This window comes from Achromobacter sp. 10T422, assembly GCF_056394065.1.
Map to the genome: position 1 here is coordinate 773,685 of NZ_JBFTHD010000001.1, position 15,681 is coordinate 789,365.

Genomic DNA, 15,681 nt, shown 5'->3' on the forward strand with positions numbered 1-15,681 from the left:
CGATGCCTGGTCTGTATCGACCATAGGGCAACTCTACAGATTGCGGCATCGAGCAAACGAACGAAGCGGGATTAACCCCGCTTCGCGTGCTGTCCCGAGGCTTGCTTCACGGCACGCGGCACCGTGCGTTCAGCCGGCCGCCGCGGCATGCATTGATGCCGAGAAATCAGCCGTGCACCGGCGTGCACAATTCCACCAACGTGCCATCCGGGCAACGCAGGTAAGACACCACTTGCCCCCAGGGCTTGGCCGTCGGGGCGCTGAGTTCAGTCGCACCCAAGGACACGGCCTTTGCGTGGGCCGCCGCCACGTCATCGGTGACGAATCCCACTTCCATGCCCAACGGCTTGGGCGACGACGACGCTTCGACGTGGCCCGTTTGAAAGTTCATGCTGGCCAATTCATGCGCGGCGAACGACAAGGTGGTTTCGCCCGTTTCGAGTTCGCCGTACGTCTTGGACTCGTGCAGAAACCGAGTCGAAAACCCGAACGCCTGTTCGAAGAATGCCAGCGACGACGCCACATCGGGCACATAAACGATGGTGTATCCGAATTTCATGGTGATCCCCTGAAAGTTGAAGTTGGCGCGGCGCGGGGTAGCCGCCGCCGCAAGCCACGATTGAATCAGAATGCTGGTTATATATCCAGCATCTTGATTCAACCGATGGCCCCCGCCAACCCCGCCCCCTTCAGCCCTTGAGCTGCCGGGGGTCCAGGCTCCACAACTCCGGATCGCTGGTCGACACCCCCACCGCACCGTGCTTCATGGCGATGCCGATATCCGTCTGATTGCACACGAAGCCCGACGCGATGATCGGCGGCAAGGCTTTCAGGTCTTGCGCAGCCATGTGCGTGAGCATGGGCGCGGGCATCAGCTGCACCAGGTTGGGGTCGCTCTGCTCCAGCGCCTTGACGCTGCGCGGCCAGGTCGAACGGTCGGTCACGAACACTTTCTGCATCGTGACCATGCCCGCCCGGTTGGCGCGCTGGATCGTGGCCACGCGGGTGGATACCAGGCTCGCCACGCCAATGTCGGCCAGATACTCCACGCCGCCCTTGTCTTGCGACAAGCCTTCGCAACTGTCGATGTTGACGATGGCGAACTTGCCCGCCCGGTTCAGCGTTGCAATGACGGGCGCGAGCTTGCGCAATTCCACGTTGGCGACGATGCCGATTTCGGCCACGCTGCCCACAAAGGTATTGATCTGCTCAAGCCCGAACATCGTTGCAATGACCGGATGGCGCGCCAGGCATGCCCCGAATGACCTATCCATGGTTATCGATCTTCCTGATCGTAAAAGCGCTGATCGCTCAAGCCCAGCTTGCCAGGGTTGAGTATGTTCTGCGGGTCCAGCGCGCGCTTGACCGTGCGCAGCACGTCGAACGCGCCGCCCAGCGATTCCTGCATGTAAGGCGCGCGCAGCAGACCCACGCCATGGTGATGGCTGAGCGCGGCATTATATTTAATCAGCACCGCGTTGGCCGCATCCCAAGCGGCCCGATACCACTGGCCGCGCCGCTCGACCTCGACATCGCCGCGCAAAGAAAAATACAGGCAGGCGCCGTCGACATAGGCGTGCGACTGATGCGCCGATCCGGCCAGCGTGCCGGGCACGGCATTCACCGCGTCCACCACCTCGGTATAGATGGCCGCCAGGTCGCTCCAACGGCCCGACATTTCCAGCGTGTCGGCAACGAACCCCGGGCTGCGCTTGAAGCCTTCTGCGCTTTTCCCCGTGAGATAGCGCGTTTCCAGCCAGCGCTCAAAGATGGCGTCGCCATCCAGCTTTTCGCCCAGTTCTTCGCACACGCCTTCGCTGATTTCCATGACGGCGTCCACCATCTGGCGTGCGCCCTCGTCAGCCACCAGCAGCACGTTCAGATCGGGGCGATTGAACTGCACGCCGCTTTCCAATTCGTCATACAAACGCAGCGCGGCCGGGTTGGCGCCGCGTTGCATGATTTCGCGGCATGCATCCAGGCCGATGGCGAAGGTCTTGAAACCGTAGGCGATGGCGCGGCCGTAGTCAGGCAAGCGGTGCAGCTTCAGACGCAGGCGCACGATCACGCCCAGCGTGCCTTCCGACCCGATGAACATCTGCTGCACGTCACCGCCCACCGCCGCACGCGAGTACCCGCCCACGGTGATGAGGCTGCCGTCCGCCAGCACCACGTCCATGCCAAACACCATGTCTTCGATCTTGCCGTAGCGCGTGGACAACTGCCCTGCCCCGCGGCACGCCGCCCAGCCGCCCACCGTGCTGATGCCAAACGACGACGGCCAGTGGCCCATCGTCAAGCCGTATTCATTCTGGATGGTCTCTTCGAACACGTCACCGAACATGCCGGCCTCGACGTCAACGATCTGGCTTTCGCGGTCTACGCCGATCAGTTTGTTCAGCTGGCACACATCCAGCACGATGCCGCCGCGCACGGGCAAGGCCGCGCCCGTGACGTTGCTTCGGCCCGCTGACACCGTGACGGGAATGGCGTCCGCGTGCGCAATGCGCATCACGGCTTGCACCTGCTCAACCGTCGATACCGTCACGATCACCGCTTGCGGCGTGGCGGGCTTGCCGCCCGTTTCCGTCACCATCGACCCGGCCCACCAGTCACGCGTCCACGTCACGACGTCGGCGGTTGCCGTCAACACATCGTCGGCCACATGGCGCAGCGCATCGATCTGCGCATCGGTGACGCGCACGGGCTTGCGTTGCAGCCCGGGTTCCGTCCCGGTGGCCGTGAGCGTGGCGGCATAGGCCGGCGGCGTATGCGCCCCCACCACGTAGTTGCCACGGTTGTAGCCGCGCTTGATGGCTTCTTTGCTGATCATTCTTTGTCTCCCATGAGTACGGATTTTTCGTGCTGGATGGCAGCCAGGTAGTCGTTCACCTGCTGCGCGATGGTGGCAGGCGGCAAACCGAGTTCCGCCTGCAAGAGTTGTCCGACGCGTTCGGCGGCGCGCGCGGAAGCGTCACGCGCCATCAGGCGCGCCCGCATGCGCCGCGAAAGCACGTCTTCGACGGTGCCGGCCAGTTCATGGCGCACCGCATAAAGCACCTCGGCTTCGGTGTAGGGCAAGCCTTCGACAATGGGTGCAAGCAGCGCAGGCTGCGCCTGCATCAAGTCGCTGACGAAGCGCGCCTCGGTGCCGTAGCGTTCACCCAGATGCGCCGACATGCCGCCCGAGGCCACAATGGCCTGCGGGTCGTAGCCCGCCGCGCCTAACAGATACGCCTTCTTGGTGACGCAGGCGTTGCGCTGGCCCAGCACCTGCTGCGCCGCGTCGATCGTTTGTTCAGCCATGTGCCGCGATGTGGTCAGCTTGCCGCCCACTATCGTGACCAAGCCGTCGCCGGCCACGCGGATTTCGTGATTGCGCTTGATCTCCAGCGTCTTGCCGCCAGGCGGCGCAACCAATGGCCGGCACCCGGCAATGCTGCCCACGACGTCCTCGGCTTGCAGGTCCGTCTTCAACGCGGAGCGCGCGCCTTCCAGCAGGAAGTCCAGCTCGCGGCGCGTGCAGTACACGTCGTCAAGATCGCCTTCGTAGTCTTCGTCCGTTGTGCCCAGGTACGACACGTCGCCCCAGCGCGTGATGGTGGCGCGGCGGCTGCGGCCCGGCACCGGGATGGTCACGGTGCAATCGTTGCGGATCTTCATCCACGGCACCGCCACGTGCACCCCTTTGGCCGGGCGCACATGCAAGGCAGGCTGCTCGCCAGCCTTGGCCCCCGTCCAATCGCGCAGCCAGACGCCCGTGGCCATGATGACCACGCGTGCGCGAGCGCGAATTTCGCGTTCGCCAGCCTGGATGACGGCGCCATCCACCTTGCCGTGCGTATCGCGCGTGACGGCTGTCGCCTTGGCATGGTTGATGACAGTCGCGCCGTGAAAGGCCGCCGTGCGCGCGACCGCCAGCGTCAGCCGGGCGTCGTCCACGCGGGCGTCGTAATACAGGAAGCCACCCAATAGGCCATCTTCCTTGAACGTCGGGCAATGCGAAAGCACTTCTGCCGCCGTCAGCTTCTGATGCAGGATGCCTTCACGCCAGCCGCCCGCCACGTCATACGTCCATAGCAGGCTTTCAAAGGCCTTGGACAGACGCTTGTCGAACACGCCATCGCGTTCCAGGATGGGAAACAGAAACGGCAGACGCTGCACCAGGTGCCGCGCATTGCGCCGCAGCCGCTGGCGTTCATGCAGCGAATGGCGCACCAGACCCAGGTTTCCCTGTTCGATATAGCGCAGTCCGCCATGCACCATCTTGGAGGATTTCGATGATGTGCCGGAGGCGAAATCGTCTTTTTCCACCACGGCCACGCGATAGCCGCGCAGGCTGGCGTCCAGTGCGGCATACACGCCGGTGATGCCGCCACCGATGATAAGGATGTCGAATTGCTCACTGCCCAACCGGTCCAATTGCTCCTGGCGTATCAGGCGTAACGGTTCGGTGCTGGTCATGTCGGCCCGGTCCTTGCTGGGCCTTCTGGATAGCCAACCGATCATTTCTGCAATGCCTCCTCGTTGTCCTGCTTGAATTGCTTCACGTGGCCCAGCTCCGACCCCACGCGGGCGTGCCACAAGGCGCGGCGGTGCGCGCGTTCCGATGCATTGGCCAGCGGGTGGAATACGGCGTCGGCCACGATGGTTTTGCGGGCGTCTTGCAGCGACGGCCAAAGCAAACCGGATGACCCTGCCAGGTAGGCGATACCGCGCAGGCTGGCGCGGTCCGCCTCCTGCATGCGGCGAATGGGAATGCCGATCAGGTCCGCCTGAATCTGCAGCAGCGGGTCGCTGCGCGACAGGCCGCCGCCCACCACCAATTCCGACACCCGCACGCCCGACGCTTCTTCATCCGCTTCGATGCAGCTGGCGACCGAATGCGCAATGCCTTCCAGAATGGCGTAGGCCACTTCGGCCTGCGTGGTGGCCATCGACACGCCGGTAAGCGACGCGCGCGCGCCGGTCTCCATGCGCGGGACGCGCAAGCCCGTCAACGCCGGCACGAAGGTGACGCCTTGCGACGACGTGACTGTTTGCGCCAACGCGCTGATCTCGTGCGCGTCCTTGAACCACTTCAGCTTTTCGCAGACCCAGTCCAACGCGGAACCCGTGGTTGCCACAAAGGTCTCGACGGCAAAGTGCGACGCGCCATTCTGGCGGCGCGCCGTCATCGTCAGCGAACCATCCGCCATGCCGGGATGGGCAGGCGGTTCGGTGCCGACGATCAGGTCCACGAAGCTGCCGGTGCCATGCACGCACATCGCCTGCCCGCGGTCCAGGCAACCCAGCCCAATCGCGCCCGCGTGTTGATCCCCCGCCGAGGCCAGGATCGGGACATCGATGCCCAGGACGTCCGAGCGGGTACGCCCGAAGTCGTCGGCATCCTGGCGCAAGACGGGCAAGAGTTCATGCGGAAAGCCCAGCTCCTGTACCCATTCCAGGTAGTAGCGATGGTCGGCCAGCACATAGGCGCCGGCTGACGTGGCGTTGGTGGGTGTGGTCACGCATTCCCGGCGTTGCGAAAAATGCCAGAGCAGCCAGGTGTCAACCGTACCGAACGCCAGGCGTTTCTCCGCCCAGGCGCGGGCGACGTCCGGCGTGTCGCGCAAGTGACGCGCAGCCCACAGGTACAGCGAACGCACGCCGACAGGACGGCCCACGCTATCACGCAGGCGCGCATCCCACTCAGGCGCCATCTGCGACAGCTCGTCCACAAAACGCGTGTCCTGCCAGACCATGGCCGGCACCAGCGCCCGGCCCGTCTGCGTGTCCCACAACACAGCCGTGGCGCGTTGCGTGGCAAGTGCCAGCGCAACGATCTCCTGGCCATCGGCCTGGGCCTGCGCGATAGCGCTGCGGCAAACGTCAATGGTTCGATCCAGGATCTCGTTGGCGTCCTGCTCCACAACACCCGGCCGCGGCGACTCCACATGCAGCGTCTGGTATTGCAGGCAAGACACATGGCCATCGGCCGCGACGGTGGCCGCCCGCGTGCCGGACGTGCCTTCGTCAATGGCCAGAATTACTTTTTTATTCATCATCGCGAGGCTTTCCCAATGACGGGGTTCAAGGCGGGCAGCACGGCGTCGTCTTTGAACTGCGGCGCATCGGCTTCGTTATCCGGGTTGATGGGGGTGCGGGTGGGGTCCCACTTGATCACGAAGCAAATAATGCTGGCGACTAGCGGCACGACAGACAGGATGAGGAAGGTCTTTTCCAGCCCGTAGTTTTCGCGGAACAGCGGAAAAATCAGCAGCCCGATCGCGGCGCCCGTGGAACCCAGCGCGCCGATGATGCCGTTGGCGCCCGCGCGCAGCTCGCTGCGAAACGACAGCGACGACAGGCTCTTGCCATTGGCGCCCGGCCCGCCCGAGTGGAACAGAATGAACAGCGACGGCACCACAACGGCCAGCCACAGCGGCATCTTGCCGTGGAAGGTACCCAGAATCAGCAGCATCAGGAACACGGCCGCAAAGCCGAACGCCGACGCGCGCCGCAGGCCCAGCTTGCGGCCGATGTACGGCGACAGAAAGCCGCCGAAGATGCCGAACACGTTGAACACCAGCGCGCCAATGGTCGCGAAGACAAAGTCCTTGCCGAACAGCGCCGCGCTGATCAGCGGCAGATACCAGCCCACCGCGAAATACTGGATCGACTGGCCGATCTGGACCGTGGCGGCAAGAATGGTGCGCGGCAGGTAGACGCCGCGAAAGATCAGCAGCACGTTGGCGATACCGCGCTTGGCCTGGTTCGTGACAGGAATGCGCTCATGCAGGGGCGCGGCGGCGAATGGCTGCTCGTAGATCTTGGTCATGGCCAGCGCCGCTTGCTCCACGCGCTCTTTGCGCGCCAGCCAGATCGGGCTTTCAACCATGTAGCTCAGTTGCAGCACCAGAATCACGACGGCAAAAATGGCCGTGGCCGCAACCGAATACCGCCAGATCGAATCACCCACGTCCCACGAGAAAAACAGCAAGGCCAGCAGCAGGTTCGTGCAGACCGCCGTGTACCACATGCCCTGCCAGGTGTTCAGCCGGCTCTTGAACTTCACCGGCGTGAACTCGGCCAGCACGGCCATGGCAATCGCGAAGTCAATGCCATACGCCGCGCCGACAAAGAAGCGGCCCACCAGGATGACTTCGAAACTGGGCGCAAACATCACCAGCAGGGCGCCGATGACGGCCAGGAACTTCGCGATGATCAACGGCCGGATGCGGCCCCACCGATCCGCCATCCAGCCCCCGATGGGGTTGAACGCAATGGCGACCCAGGCAGCGAACGACGTCATCAACGCAACTTGACCGGCTTTCAAGCCCAGGTCGCGCGTCATGGGCCCCAGGCCCGCGCTCAGTGCAGAGTTTGCGAAGGCGTCCAGGAACAGGCCGCCCAACGCCAGCCACCAAATCAGGCCGGCTCGGCCAGTAATACCCGGGCGTGAATCAATAAAAGCGATGACATCGTCGATGCCACGTATTTTTACGGTCGATGATTGCACAGTCGTCTCCTCTTGGAATTATTTCTGTAAGAGGTCGACGCAAACTGCGCGCAATAAAAGACCACCCTACAGATGGTCTTTTATCTAAATCTGTGCGGTGACTTTATGGGTTGCGCTTGGGGGTGTCAAGGCACCCAGGCATCAGGACAAACCCTATTTCCCGCGGCTTTTTTCGGCGCTGGAAAAGTATCCAAAGCCGCTTAAAAGTATATGGAATGGCGATTTTTTATATGTTTTTCTCTTTATTTTTCAATGACTTGCAATAAATATTTAAGCTGTCAAACTACGCCCGCTCTTTGATCTTGCCTTCCCTGCGCAGGCCTCGATATTCGAAGCCAGCTCAATCACTGAATAACAAAAAAACACATCGTTGCCCGACGTGATACTCACGCGCGCCATGCGGGCGCTCGCCCGTTTCAGTCTCGCAACCCTCGCGTTTCACCAAGGAGAAACCCATGCGTTTAATCACCGATCAAGAACTCAGCAATATGTCGACGGAAAATAAGCGTCGCCGCCATCAAGAGCTGGATAAGAAGTTGTCGGTGGCCGCCGACCGGGGCTGGGCATGCGCGCATCGCATCGAAGCCAGCCGCGCAAAAGTCCATGCGGCAATTTTGATGGACGTGGAACTGGGCCGTGACGTCGAGCCCAAAACCGAGAAGCGCCGCGACCGCATCAAGGTCAAGAACTGAGTGAAGGCTTCCAGAGGCCTATACGGCGCGTGTGATTGGGGCGCTGTACACCCCAAAAGCCAAGGGCCTCTGGACCACGATTCATAACCACCTGAAGCGCGTACGCCCTAGCGTCAGATGCTCAACCAGGTTACAAGCGGCGATAGCGATAGCAACAGGCCTAGCCAGGCAATTTTGCTATTCGATTGGTGGATGGCATAAAAGCCGAAGGCCAGCCCGGGCAACCCGGGAATCAATTCAAAGATGATGTACGGCCAAAGGCCCAGGTGCATCACCACCCACCAGTGCAGGAAGGCGGTCGCAGCGCCGCAGATCAGCGCGCAGACACTAGAGAACGACCAGCCCAGATCGCGCAGCATCCTGACACCCCACAAACGGTTGATCGAGCCCGGATGTTACCGGACGGGGATGCTGCGAGGTAGCGATACTGCCGCCCAAAACGAAAGGGCCGAATCCAATGTTTCAAAGGATTCGGCCCCACACGAGCTACCAAGCTGCCTGCTTTACAGCAAGCAGCTCAGCGCTTAAATCGATTTGATCATTGTCGCCTGAGGACCTTTTTGTCCTTGGCCGGCAACGAATGAAACGCGCTGATTCTCTTCTAGAGATTTGTGCCCGTCACCCTGAATTTCCGAGTAATGCGCAAAGAGGTCTTTACCACCAAGTTCCGGCGAGATGAAGCCGTAGCCCTTGTCATTGTTAAACCACTTCACGATACCTGTTTCAATCTTCAATGTAAGTCCTAGATGTTCAGGGAAAAAATATTCCCGGGCAGACTATGGGCGCTTGGGGGCAGTAAAGATATAACCGTTTCCAAATGATACATGTGCCCTCGCCTCTCGGGCGGCTGCGAGACGGCCGCCGCCGAGTATCTTTACGCAAAGCGTCTGCATGCCCGCATCCTTCGGATGCGCAACAAATGGGCCCAAAGAACGGGGCCATGATCATCGGCGACTACGGGAAATGGATGCCGACCGCTGATCCCGGTGCCGTAGGCAAGGCCGTGGGCCTGTGGCGGGAAAAGCGGGCATCAAGGACAAGTACTACGGTGACATGCTGGAGCCAGAACGGCCCCAAAACACTTCCCAGATTCCAGATCAACGGAGCAAAAAATCTAAGCCGTTGATCTCATTGGGAAAAAGTGGTGCGAAGGAGGGGACTCGAACCCCTACACCTGTTACGGCGTCAGGACCTAAACCTGGTGCGTCTACCAATTTCGCCACCTTCGCTAAAGGTCAAGCCCGCTATTGTAGCTTGCTTGTTAAAATCTTGCGTCATGAATCCGCGCCTCGATGCTTTACACCCCTATCCGTTCGAAAAATTGCGTGCGTTGCTGGCTTCCGCCGCGGCGCAACAGAACGGTCTGACGCCCATCAACTTGTCGATTGGCGAGCCTAAACACGCCGCGCCGGAGCGTATTGCGCAAGCGATACGCGACCATATGGGCGGGCTGTCGGTGTACCCGTCGACCAAGGGCGACCCCGCGTTGCGGCAGGCGATTGCCGGCTGGCTGGCGCGCCGCTACAGCATCCCCGCCCCCGACGCCGACACGCAGGTGCTGCCGGCGCTGGGCTCGCGTGAAGCGCTGTTTGCTTTTACGCAGACGGTGATTGACCCGTCGGCCGGGTCGGTGGTGATCTGCCCCAACCCGTTCTATCAAATCTACGAAGGCGCCACGCTGTTGGCGGGCGCCACGCCCTACTTCGTCAACGCCGACCCGCTGCGCAATTTTTCCAGCGACTGGAATCAGGTGCCGGACGACGTTTGGAAGAAGACGCGCCTGGTGTTCGTGTGCTCGCCGGGCAACCCGGCGGGCAACGTGATGTCGCTGGACGAATGGGAAACGCTCTTCAAGCTGTCTGACCGCTACGGCTTCGTGATTGCGTCAGACGAGTGCTATTCCGAAATCTACCTGGACGAAGGCGATGCGCCGCTGGGCAGCCTGCAAGCCGCGCGCCGCTTGGGCCGGGACGACTACCGCAATCTGGTGGCGTTCTCCAGCCTGTCCAAGCGGTCCAACGTGCCGGGCCTGCGCTCGGGTTTCGTGGCGGGCGACGCCGCGCTGATTGGGCGCTTCCTGCTGTACCGCACGTATCATGGCAGTGCGATGAGCCCGCTGGTGTCCGCGGCCAGCATCGCCGCCTGGACGGACGAGGCGCACGTAAAAGACAACCGCCGCCTGTACCGTGAAAAGTTCGACGCTGTCGTGCCCATCCTGGAAAACGTGCTGGATGTGTCACGCCCGAAAGCGTCTTTTTACCTATGGGCGGCCACGCCGGGCTCGGATACGGCGTTTGTGCGCGACCTTTATGGCCGCACCGGTGTTACCGTTCTGCCGGGCAGCTTCCTGGCGCGGGAAGCGCATGGCGTGAACCCCGGCCACGGCCGCATCCGCATTGCGTTGGTGGCGCCTTTGGCTGACTGCGTACAGGCAGCCGAACGCATCGCCCATTTTGTACATACTTCTGTTTGATCAACCTTTAAAAGCTGAGCCGATATGACTCTCGACCTGCAGACCACCATCGAAAAAGCCTGGGACGACCGGGCCAACCTGTCGCCCGTCGACGTCAGCGCCGAAGTGCGCGAAGCGGTGGAACACACCATCGACGGCCTGGATCTGGGCCGCTTGCGCGTGGCCGAGAAAATCAACGACGACTGGGTTGTGCACCAGTGGATCAAGAAGGCCGTGCTGCTGTCGTTCCGCCTGAACGACAACGCCATCATGGGCCAGGCCCCGCTGCAGTTCTACGACAAGGTGCCGCTCAAGTTCTCGGAATACGGCGACAACGCCTTCAAGCAAGGCGGCTACCGCGTGGTTCCGCCGGCCGTCGCCCGCCGCGGCGCCTTCATCGGCCGCAACGTCATCCTGATGCCCTCCTACGTGAACATCGGCGCCTACGTCGATGAAGGCACGATGGTCGACACCTGGGCCACCGTCGGTTCGTGCGCCCAGATCGGCAAGAACGTCCACCTGTCGGGCGGCGTGGGCATCGGCGGCGTGCTGGAACCCCTGCAAGCCAACCCCACCATCATCGAAGACAACTGCTTCATCGGCGCCCGTTCGGAAGTCGTGGAAGGCGTGGTCGTGGAAGAAAACTCGGTGCTGGCCATGGGCGTGTTCCTGTCGCAAAGCACCAAGATTTTTGATCGCGCCACCGGCAAGATCACCTATGGCCGCGTGCCCTCGGGTTCGGTCGTTGTTCCGGGTTCGCTGCCGTCGGCCGATGGCTCGCACAGCCTGGCTTGCGCCGTCATCGTCAAGCGTGTTGACGCGCAAACGCGCGCCAAGACCAGCATCAATGATTTGCTGAGGGCGTAAATGAGCACGTCAGCCGTACTGGATCTGGTCAAGGACCTGATCGCCCGCCCGTCGGTCACGCCGGCGGATGAAGACTGCCAGGCGGCGCTTGCCGCCCGGCTCGAGCGCATCGGCTTCACGTGCGAGACCATCGCACAGGGCGGCGTCACCAATCTGTGGGCCCGGCGCGGAAGCGCCGCGCCGCTGACCGTGTTCGCCGGTCACACCGATGTGGTGCCTCCGGGTCCGCGCGAAAAGTGGGAAAGCGATCCGTTCGTGCCCACTGAACGCGACGGCTGGCTGTACGGCCGCGGGGCGGCCGACATGAAAAGCTCGATCGCCGCCTTCGTGGTGGCGGCCGAGGAGTTCGTGGCGGCCCACCCGCAACATGACGGTTCGATCGCGCTGCTGATCACGTCCGACGAAGAAGGCCCGTCCATCGACGGCACCGCCATCGTCTGCGACGCGCTAAAAGCACGCGGCGAACAGCTGGACTACTGCATCGTCGGCGAGCCGACCTCGGGCGACGTGCTGGGTGACACCTGCAAGAATGGCCGCCGCGGCTCGTTGTCGGGCAAGTTGACGGTCAAGGGCATCCAGGGCCACGTGGCCTACCCGCACCTGGCGCGCAACCCGGTGCACCAGTTGTCGCCGGCGCTGGCCGAGATCGTCAGCATTGAATGGGACCAGGGCAACGAGTACTTCCCGCCCACGACGTTCCAGGTATCGAACCTGAACTCGGGCACCGGCGCCACGAACGTGGTGCCTGGCGAAGCGGTAGCGCTGTTCAACTTCCGTTTCTCGACGGCCAGCACGCCTGAAAGCCTGAAGGCCCGCGTGCATGCGGTGCTGGACAAGCACGGCCTGGAATACGACCTGGACTGGGACTTGGGCGGCGAGCCGTTCCTGACCCCGCGCGGTTCGTTGACGGACGCGCTGGTGCAGGCGATTCGCGCCGAAACGGGCGTGACCGCCGAACTGTCCACCACCGGTGGCACGTCTGATGGCCGCTTCATCGCCAAGATCTGTCCGCAAGTGATTGAGTTCGGTCCGGGCAACGCCACGATCCACAAGGTCAACGAACGCGTTGAAGTGGCCTCATTGGAACCCCTGAAGAACATCTATCGGCGCACGCTGGAAAACCTGCTGCTGCCCAAGTAAAACGCCGCTACGCGGACGCTCTGCCCCCCTTTCAGAGGGGGGTGTTTTTTCCCGGTCCGGCATGCTGAGCCGGGAACAAAAGGCCTGTTATGTATCAATCCGCCCGCCAAGAATTGCACACCCTGCGCGACCTCATCCGCTACGGGGTGTCGCGCCTGAACGGCGCCCAGGTGGCGCTGGGACACGGCAGCGACAACGCCTGGGACGAGGCGGTCTACCTGACGCTGCACGCCCTGCACCTGCCGCTGGACACGCTGGAACCGTTCCTGGACGCCCGCGTCGTCCGCGAAGAGCGCGACCGCGTGCTGGATCTGCTGGAACGCCGCGTCACCGAACGCGTGCCGGCCGCCTACCTCACCAACGAGGCCTGGCTGCGCGGTCACCGCTTTTACGTGGACAAGCGCGTCATCGTGCCGCGCTCACCCATCGCCGAATTGCTGGACCAAGGGCTGTCGCCCTGGGTGCAGGACGCAACGGCCGTGGAAAACGTGCTGGACATGTGTACCGGTTCGGGCTGCCTGGCCATCCTGTCGGCCATGGCCTTCCCCTACGCGCATGTTGACGCGGTGGACGTGTCGGCTGACGCGCTGGAAGTCGCCCGCCGCAACGTGGACGACTACGGCCTGCAAGACCGCCTGGACCTGCACGAAAGCAATCTGTTCGACAGCCTGCCCGCGTGCCAGTACGACGTCATCATCTGCAATCCGCCCTATGTGAACAGTGGTTCCATGGACGTGCTGCCGCAGGAATACCGCCACGAACCGCATCTGGCGCTGGCCGGCGGCGAAGACGGCATGGACCTCGTGCGGCGCATTCTGGCGGCGGCTCCTCAGTACCTGACGCCCGACGGCGTGATCGTGCTCGAGATCGGCCACGAGCGCGACTTCTTCGAAGCCGCCTTCCCGCAGCTGTCGCCCGTCTGGCTGGATACGGAAGAAGCGTCCGACCAGCTTCTGCTGCTGACCCGAGAGCAACTCACCCTGTGATACGCGCTACTGGATTGACCCTGCGCCGCGGCACGAAAGTGTTGTTGGACGGCGCTGAATTCGTCGTGCACCCGGGCGAGCGCGTAGGTATCGTCGGCAAGAACGGCGCGGGCAAGTCCTCGCTGTTCGCGCTGTTGACGGGCGCGCTGGACCTGGACGCCGGCAATGTGAACCTGCCGGCTGGCTGGCGCATTGCCAGCGTCAAGCAAGAGCTCGACGCCGACGACCGCCCTGCCCGCGAATTCGTCATCGACGGCGACACGCACCTGCGCGAATTGCAGGCGCGCCGCGCCGAATTGACGGACGACCAAGGCACGCAGATTGCCGAAGTGGAAGCCGCGCTGATCGAAGCCGGCGCCTGGAGCGCGGCCTCGCGCGCCGAGCAACTGCTGGCCGGTCTGGGCTTCAAGCCCAGCGAATGGATGCTGCCCGTTGAGAGCTTCTCGGGCGGCTGGCGCATGCGTCTGGCGTTGGCCAGCGCGCTGATGGCGCCGTCGGAATTGCTGCTGCTGGACGAACCCACCAACCACTTGGATCTGGACGCAATGCTGTGGCTGGAGAAATGGCTGGGCGCCTATCCAGGCACCGTCATGCTGATCTCCCACGACACCGAGTTTCTGGACGCGGTGGCCAAGTCCATCCTGCATTTCGACCACGCCAAGCTGGTGCGCTATCGCGGCGGCTATGGCGACTTCCTGACGCAACGCGCCGAGCGCCTGCGCCAGACCAATATCGCTTACGAACGCCAGACCCGCGAATCCGCGCGCCTGCAAGGGTTCATCGACCGCTTCAAAGCCAAGGCCTCGAAAGCCAAGCAGGCACAAAGCCGCGTGAAGGCGCTGGCGCGCATGCAGGTGCTGGCGCCGCTGCACGCCGAAGCCGGCATTGATATCCGCATCCCCTCGCCCGATCAGGTGCCTGACCCGCTGCTCACGCTTGAGCATCTGTCGGCCGGTTATACGGATGCGGTGGGCAATGCGATTCCCATCCTGCGCGACGTGACCTTGATGGTGCGCGCGGGCAGCCGCGTGGGTGTGCTGGGCGCGAACGGCGCTGGCAAGAGCACGCTGATCAAGACGCTGGCGGAAGAAATTCCTGTGCAGGCGGGCGAACGCCGCGCCTCGCGCGGACTGGCCATCGGCTACTTCCATCAGCACCAGCTGGACATGCTGGACGTGGACAGCACGCCGATTGCCCACCTGGCGCGGCTGGCGCCCGAAACGCGCGAGCAAGAGCTGCGCAATTACCTGGGCGGTTTCGGCTTTTCAGGCGACACCGTCACCAGCAAAGTCGGCCCGATGTCGGGCGGCGAAAAGGCACGTCTGGCGCTGTCGCTGATCGTCTGGCAAAAGCCCAACCTGCTGCTGCTGGACGAACCCAGCAACCACTTGGACGTCGAAACCCGTGAGGCCCTGGCCGCCGCGTTGGCCGACTTTGGCGGCAGCATGCTGCTGGTCTCGCACGACCGGCACCTGCTGCGCACCACCGTGGACAGTTTCTGGATTGTCGCGGATGGCGCCGTGCGCGAATTCGACGGCGACCTTGAAGACTATCGAGACTGGCTGGCCGCCCGCAACGCCGGCGAACGCGCAGAAGCCGCTCGCGAAAGCGCAGAAAGCGGCGAGCCGGTCGTAGACCGCAAAGCCCAACGCCGGGCCGAAGCCGAACAGCGCCAACGCCTGTCCGCCCTGCGCAAGCCGCTGGAATCGAAGCTGGCCAAGGTCGAGACCGAGATGGAAAAACTGCGCGCCAAACTGCACGCGCTGGACGCCATCATTGCCGACGCGGACTTGTATTCCGATGCACGCCGCGCGGAACGCCAAAAGGTCATGGCCGAGCATGGCGAACACGGCAAACGCATGGACGAGCTCGAAGAGCAATGGCTTGAAATCCAGGGTTCTCTGGAAGAGATTGACCAGAGCGAAGCCTGAAGCACGGCGATGGACGGGCGGGTTTGCCCGCCGTCCATTGCTGATGTTTTCTATCTATTAATAATAACCATTATCATTTATACTTCGTCGCGAATTTGACTCCATCTGGCGC

Annotated in this window: 14 protein-coding genes and 1 tRNA gene; 6 read left to right on the plus strand and 9 right to left on the minus strand. The window is 62.8% G+C overall.

Annotated elements, in window-relative coordinates:
* Positions 1-166: 166 nt before the first annotated feature.
* The 6 genes from AC1DB0_RS03285 to AC1DB0_RS03310 form a co-directional block, all read right to left on the minus strand.
* Positions 167-559, minus strand: coding sequence for a VOC family protein (locus AC1DB0_RS03285; protein ID WP_054425085.1), 393 nt, complete (start codon positions 557-559; stop codon positions 167-169).
* A 130-nt stretch (positions 560-689) separates the two neighbouring features.
* Positions 690-1,274 carry a glycerol-3-phosphate responsive antiterminator gene (locus AC1DB0_RS03290; protein ID WP_175169288.1) on the minus strand — a complete coding sequence of 195 codons (585 nt, stop codon included), beginning with the start codon at positions 1,272-1,274 and terminating at the stop codon, positions 690-692.
* 2 nt (positions 1,275-1,276) lie between these two features.
* Positions 1,277-2,833: an FAD-binding oxidoreductase gene (locus AC1DB0_RS03295; RefSeq protein ID WP_054425081.1), complete on the minus strand. Its 1,557-nt coding sequence runs from the start codon at positions 2,831-2,833 to the stop codon at positions 1,277-1,279.
* Positions 2,830-4,509 carry a glycerol-3-phosphate dehydrogenase/oxidase gene (locus tag AC1DB0_RS03300; RefSeq protein WP_476756589.1) on the minus strand — a complete coding sequence of 560 codons (1,680 nt, stop codon included), beginning with the start codon at positions 4,507-4,509 and terminating at the stop codon, positions 2,830-2,832. Before AC1DB0_RS03300 ends, AC1DB0_RS03295 begins: the two co-directional genes overlap by 4 nt.
* On the minus strand, positions 4,506-6,047 hold the full coding sequence (locus AC1DB0_RS03305; protein WP_476756588.1) for an FGGY family carbohydrate kinase: 1,542 nt from the start codon (positions 6,045-6,047) through the stop codon (positions 4,506-4,508). The genes AC1DB0_RS03300 and AC1DB0_RS03305 overlap by 4 nt, the downstream gene beginning before the upstream one ends.
* Positions 6,044-7,501 carry an MFS transporter gene (locus AC1DB0_RS03310; RefSeq protein WP_346550447.1) on the minus strand — a complete coding sequence of 486 codons (1,458 nt, stop codon included), beginning with the start codon at positions 7,499-7,501 and terminating at the stop codon, positions 6,044-6,046. The genes AC1DB0_RS03305 and AC1DB0_RS03310 overlap by 4 nt, the downstream gene beginning before the upstream one ends.
* A gap of 455 nt (positions 7,502-7,956) precedes the next feature.
* On the opposite strand from AC1DB0_RS03310, the gene AC1DB0_RS03315 reads away from it, so the two are divergent.
* Positions 7,957-8,193, plus strand: coding sequence for a toluene tolerance protein (locus AC1DB0_RS03315; protein WP_447578122.1), 237 nt, complete (start codon positions 7,957-7,959; stop codon positions 8,191-8,193).
* 113 nt (positions 8,194-8,306) lie between these two features.
* Here AC1DB0_RS03315 and AC1DB0_RS03320 read toward each other — a convergent pair whose 3' ends face one another.
* From AC1DB0_RS03320 to AC1DB0_RS03330, 3 genes are all read right to left on the minus strand, one after another.
* Positions 8,307-8,552 carry a hypothetical protein gene (locus tag AC1DB0_RS03320; protein WP_054425071.1) on the minus strand — a complete coding sequence of 82 codons (246 nt, stop codon included), beginning with the start codon at positions 8,550-8,552 and terminating at the stop codon, positions 8,307-8,309.
* A gap of 165 nt (positions 8,553-8,717) precedes the next feature.
* Positions 8,718-8,921 carry a cold-shock protein gene (locus tag AC1DB0_RS03325; RefSeq protein WP_175169550.1) on the minus strand — a complete coding sequence of 68 codons (204 nt, stop codon included), beginning with the start codon at positions 8,919-8,921 and terminating at the stop codon, positions 8,718-8,720.
* A 414-nt stretch (positions 8,922-9,335) separates the two neighbouring features.
* Positions 9,336-9,422, minus strand: a tRNA-Leu gene (locus tag AC1DB0_RS03330).
* Between the two features lie 47 nt (positions 9,423-9,469).
* Here AC1DB0_RS03330 and dapC point away from each other — a divergent pair.
* From dapC to AC1DB0_RS03355, 5 genes are all read left to right on the plus strand, one after another.
* A complete protein-coding gene (gene dapC / locus AC1DB0_RS03335; RefSeq protein WP_447982044.1) occupies positions 9,470-10,666 on the plus strand; it encodes a succinyldiaminopimelate transaminase in 1,197 nt (398 codons plus the stop codon).
* 24 nt (positions 10,667-10,690) lie between these two features.
* Positions 10,691-11,512 carry a 2,3,4,5-tetrahydropyridine-2,6-dicarboxylate N-succinyltransferase gene (gene dapD / locus AC1DB0_RS03340; RefSeq protein WP_054425067.1) on the plus strand — a complete coding sequence of 274 codons (822 nt, stop codon included), beginning with the start codon at positions 10,691-10,693 and terminating at the stop codon, positions 11,510-11,512.
* Positions 11,513-12,652: a succinyl-diaminopimelate desuccinylase gene (gene dapE, locus AC1DB0_RS03345; protein ID WP_476756587.1), complete on the plus strand. Its 1,140-nt coding sequence runs from the start codon at positions 11,513-11,515 to the stop codon at positions 12,650-12,652.
* A gap of 89 nt (positions 12,653-12,741) precedes the next feature.
* Positions 12,742-13,638, plus strand: a complete 897-nt coding sequence (prmB, locus tag AC1DB0_RS03350) for a 50S ribosomal protein L3 N(5)-glutamine methyltransferase (protein WP_054425063.1) — start codon at positions 12,742-12,744, stop codon at positions 13,636-13,638.
* On the plus strand, positions 13,635-15,569 hold the full coding sequence (locus AC1DB0_RS03355; protein ID WP_476756586.1) for an ABC-F family ATP-binding cassette domain-containing protein: 1,935 nt from the start codon (positions 13,635-13,637) through the stop codon (positions 15,567-15,569). Before prmB ends, AC1DB0_RS03355 begins: the two co-directional genes overlap by 4 nt.
* The last annotated feature ends 112 nt before the right edge of the window (positions 15,570-15,681 follow it).

Bases quoted from the DNA above. Each gene is read 5' to 3' on its own strand.
- dapE (WP_476756587.1), top strand. From the start codon at position 11,513: ATGAGCACGTCAGCCGTACTGGATCTGGTCAAGGACCTGATCGCCCGC.
- dapC (WP_447982044.1), top strand. From the start codon at position 9,470: ATGAATCCGCGCCTCGATGCTTTACACCCCTATCCGTTCGAAAAATTG.
- prmB (WP_054425063.1), top strand. From the start codon at position 12,742: ATGTATCAATCCGCCCGCCAAGAATTGCACACCCTGCGCGACCTCATC.
- AC1DB0_RS03285 (WP_054425085.1), bottom strand. From the start codon at position 559: ATGAAATTCGGATACACCATCGTTTATGTGCCCGATGTGGCGTCGTCG.
- AC1DB0_RS03290 (WP_175169288.1), bottom strand. From the start codon at position 1,274: ATGGATAGGTCATTCGGGGCATGCCTGGCGCGCCATCCGGTCATTGCA.
- AC1DB0_RS03315 (WP_447578122.1), top strand. From the start codon at position 7,957: ATGCGTTTAATCACCGATCAAGAACTCAGCAATATGTCGACGGAAAAT.
- AC1DB0_RS03305 (WP_476756588.1), bottom strand. From the start codon at position 6,047: ATGATGAATAAAAAAGTAATTCTGGCCATTGACGAAGGCACGTCCGGC.
- dapD (WP_054425067.1), top strand. From the start codon at position 10,691: ATGACTCTCGACCTGCAGACCACCATCGAAAAAGCCTGGGACGACCGG.
- AC1DB0_RS03320 (WP_054425071.1), bottom strand. From the start codon at position 8,552: ATGCTGCGCGATCTGGGCTGGTCGTTCTCTAGTGTCTGCGCGCTGATC.
- AC1DB0_RS03300 (WP_476756589.1), bottom strand. From the start codon at position 4,509: ATGATCGGTTGGCTATCCAGAAGGCCCAGCAAGGACCGGGCCGACATG.
- AC1DB0_RS03295 (WP_054425081.1), bottom strand. From the start codon at position 2,833: ATGATCAGCAAAGAAGCCATCAAGCGCGGCTACAACCGTGGCAACTAC.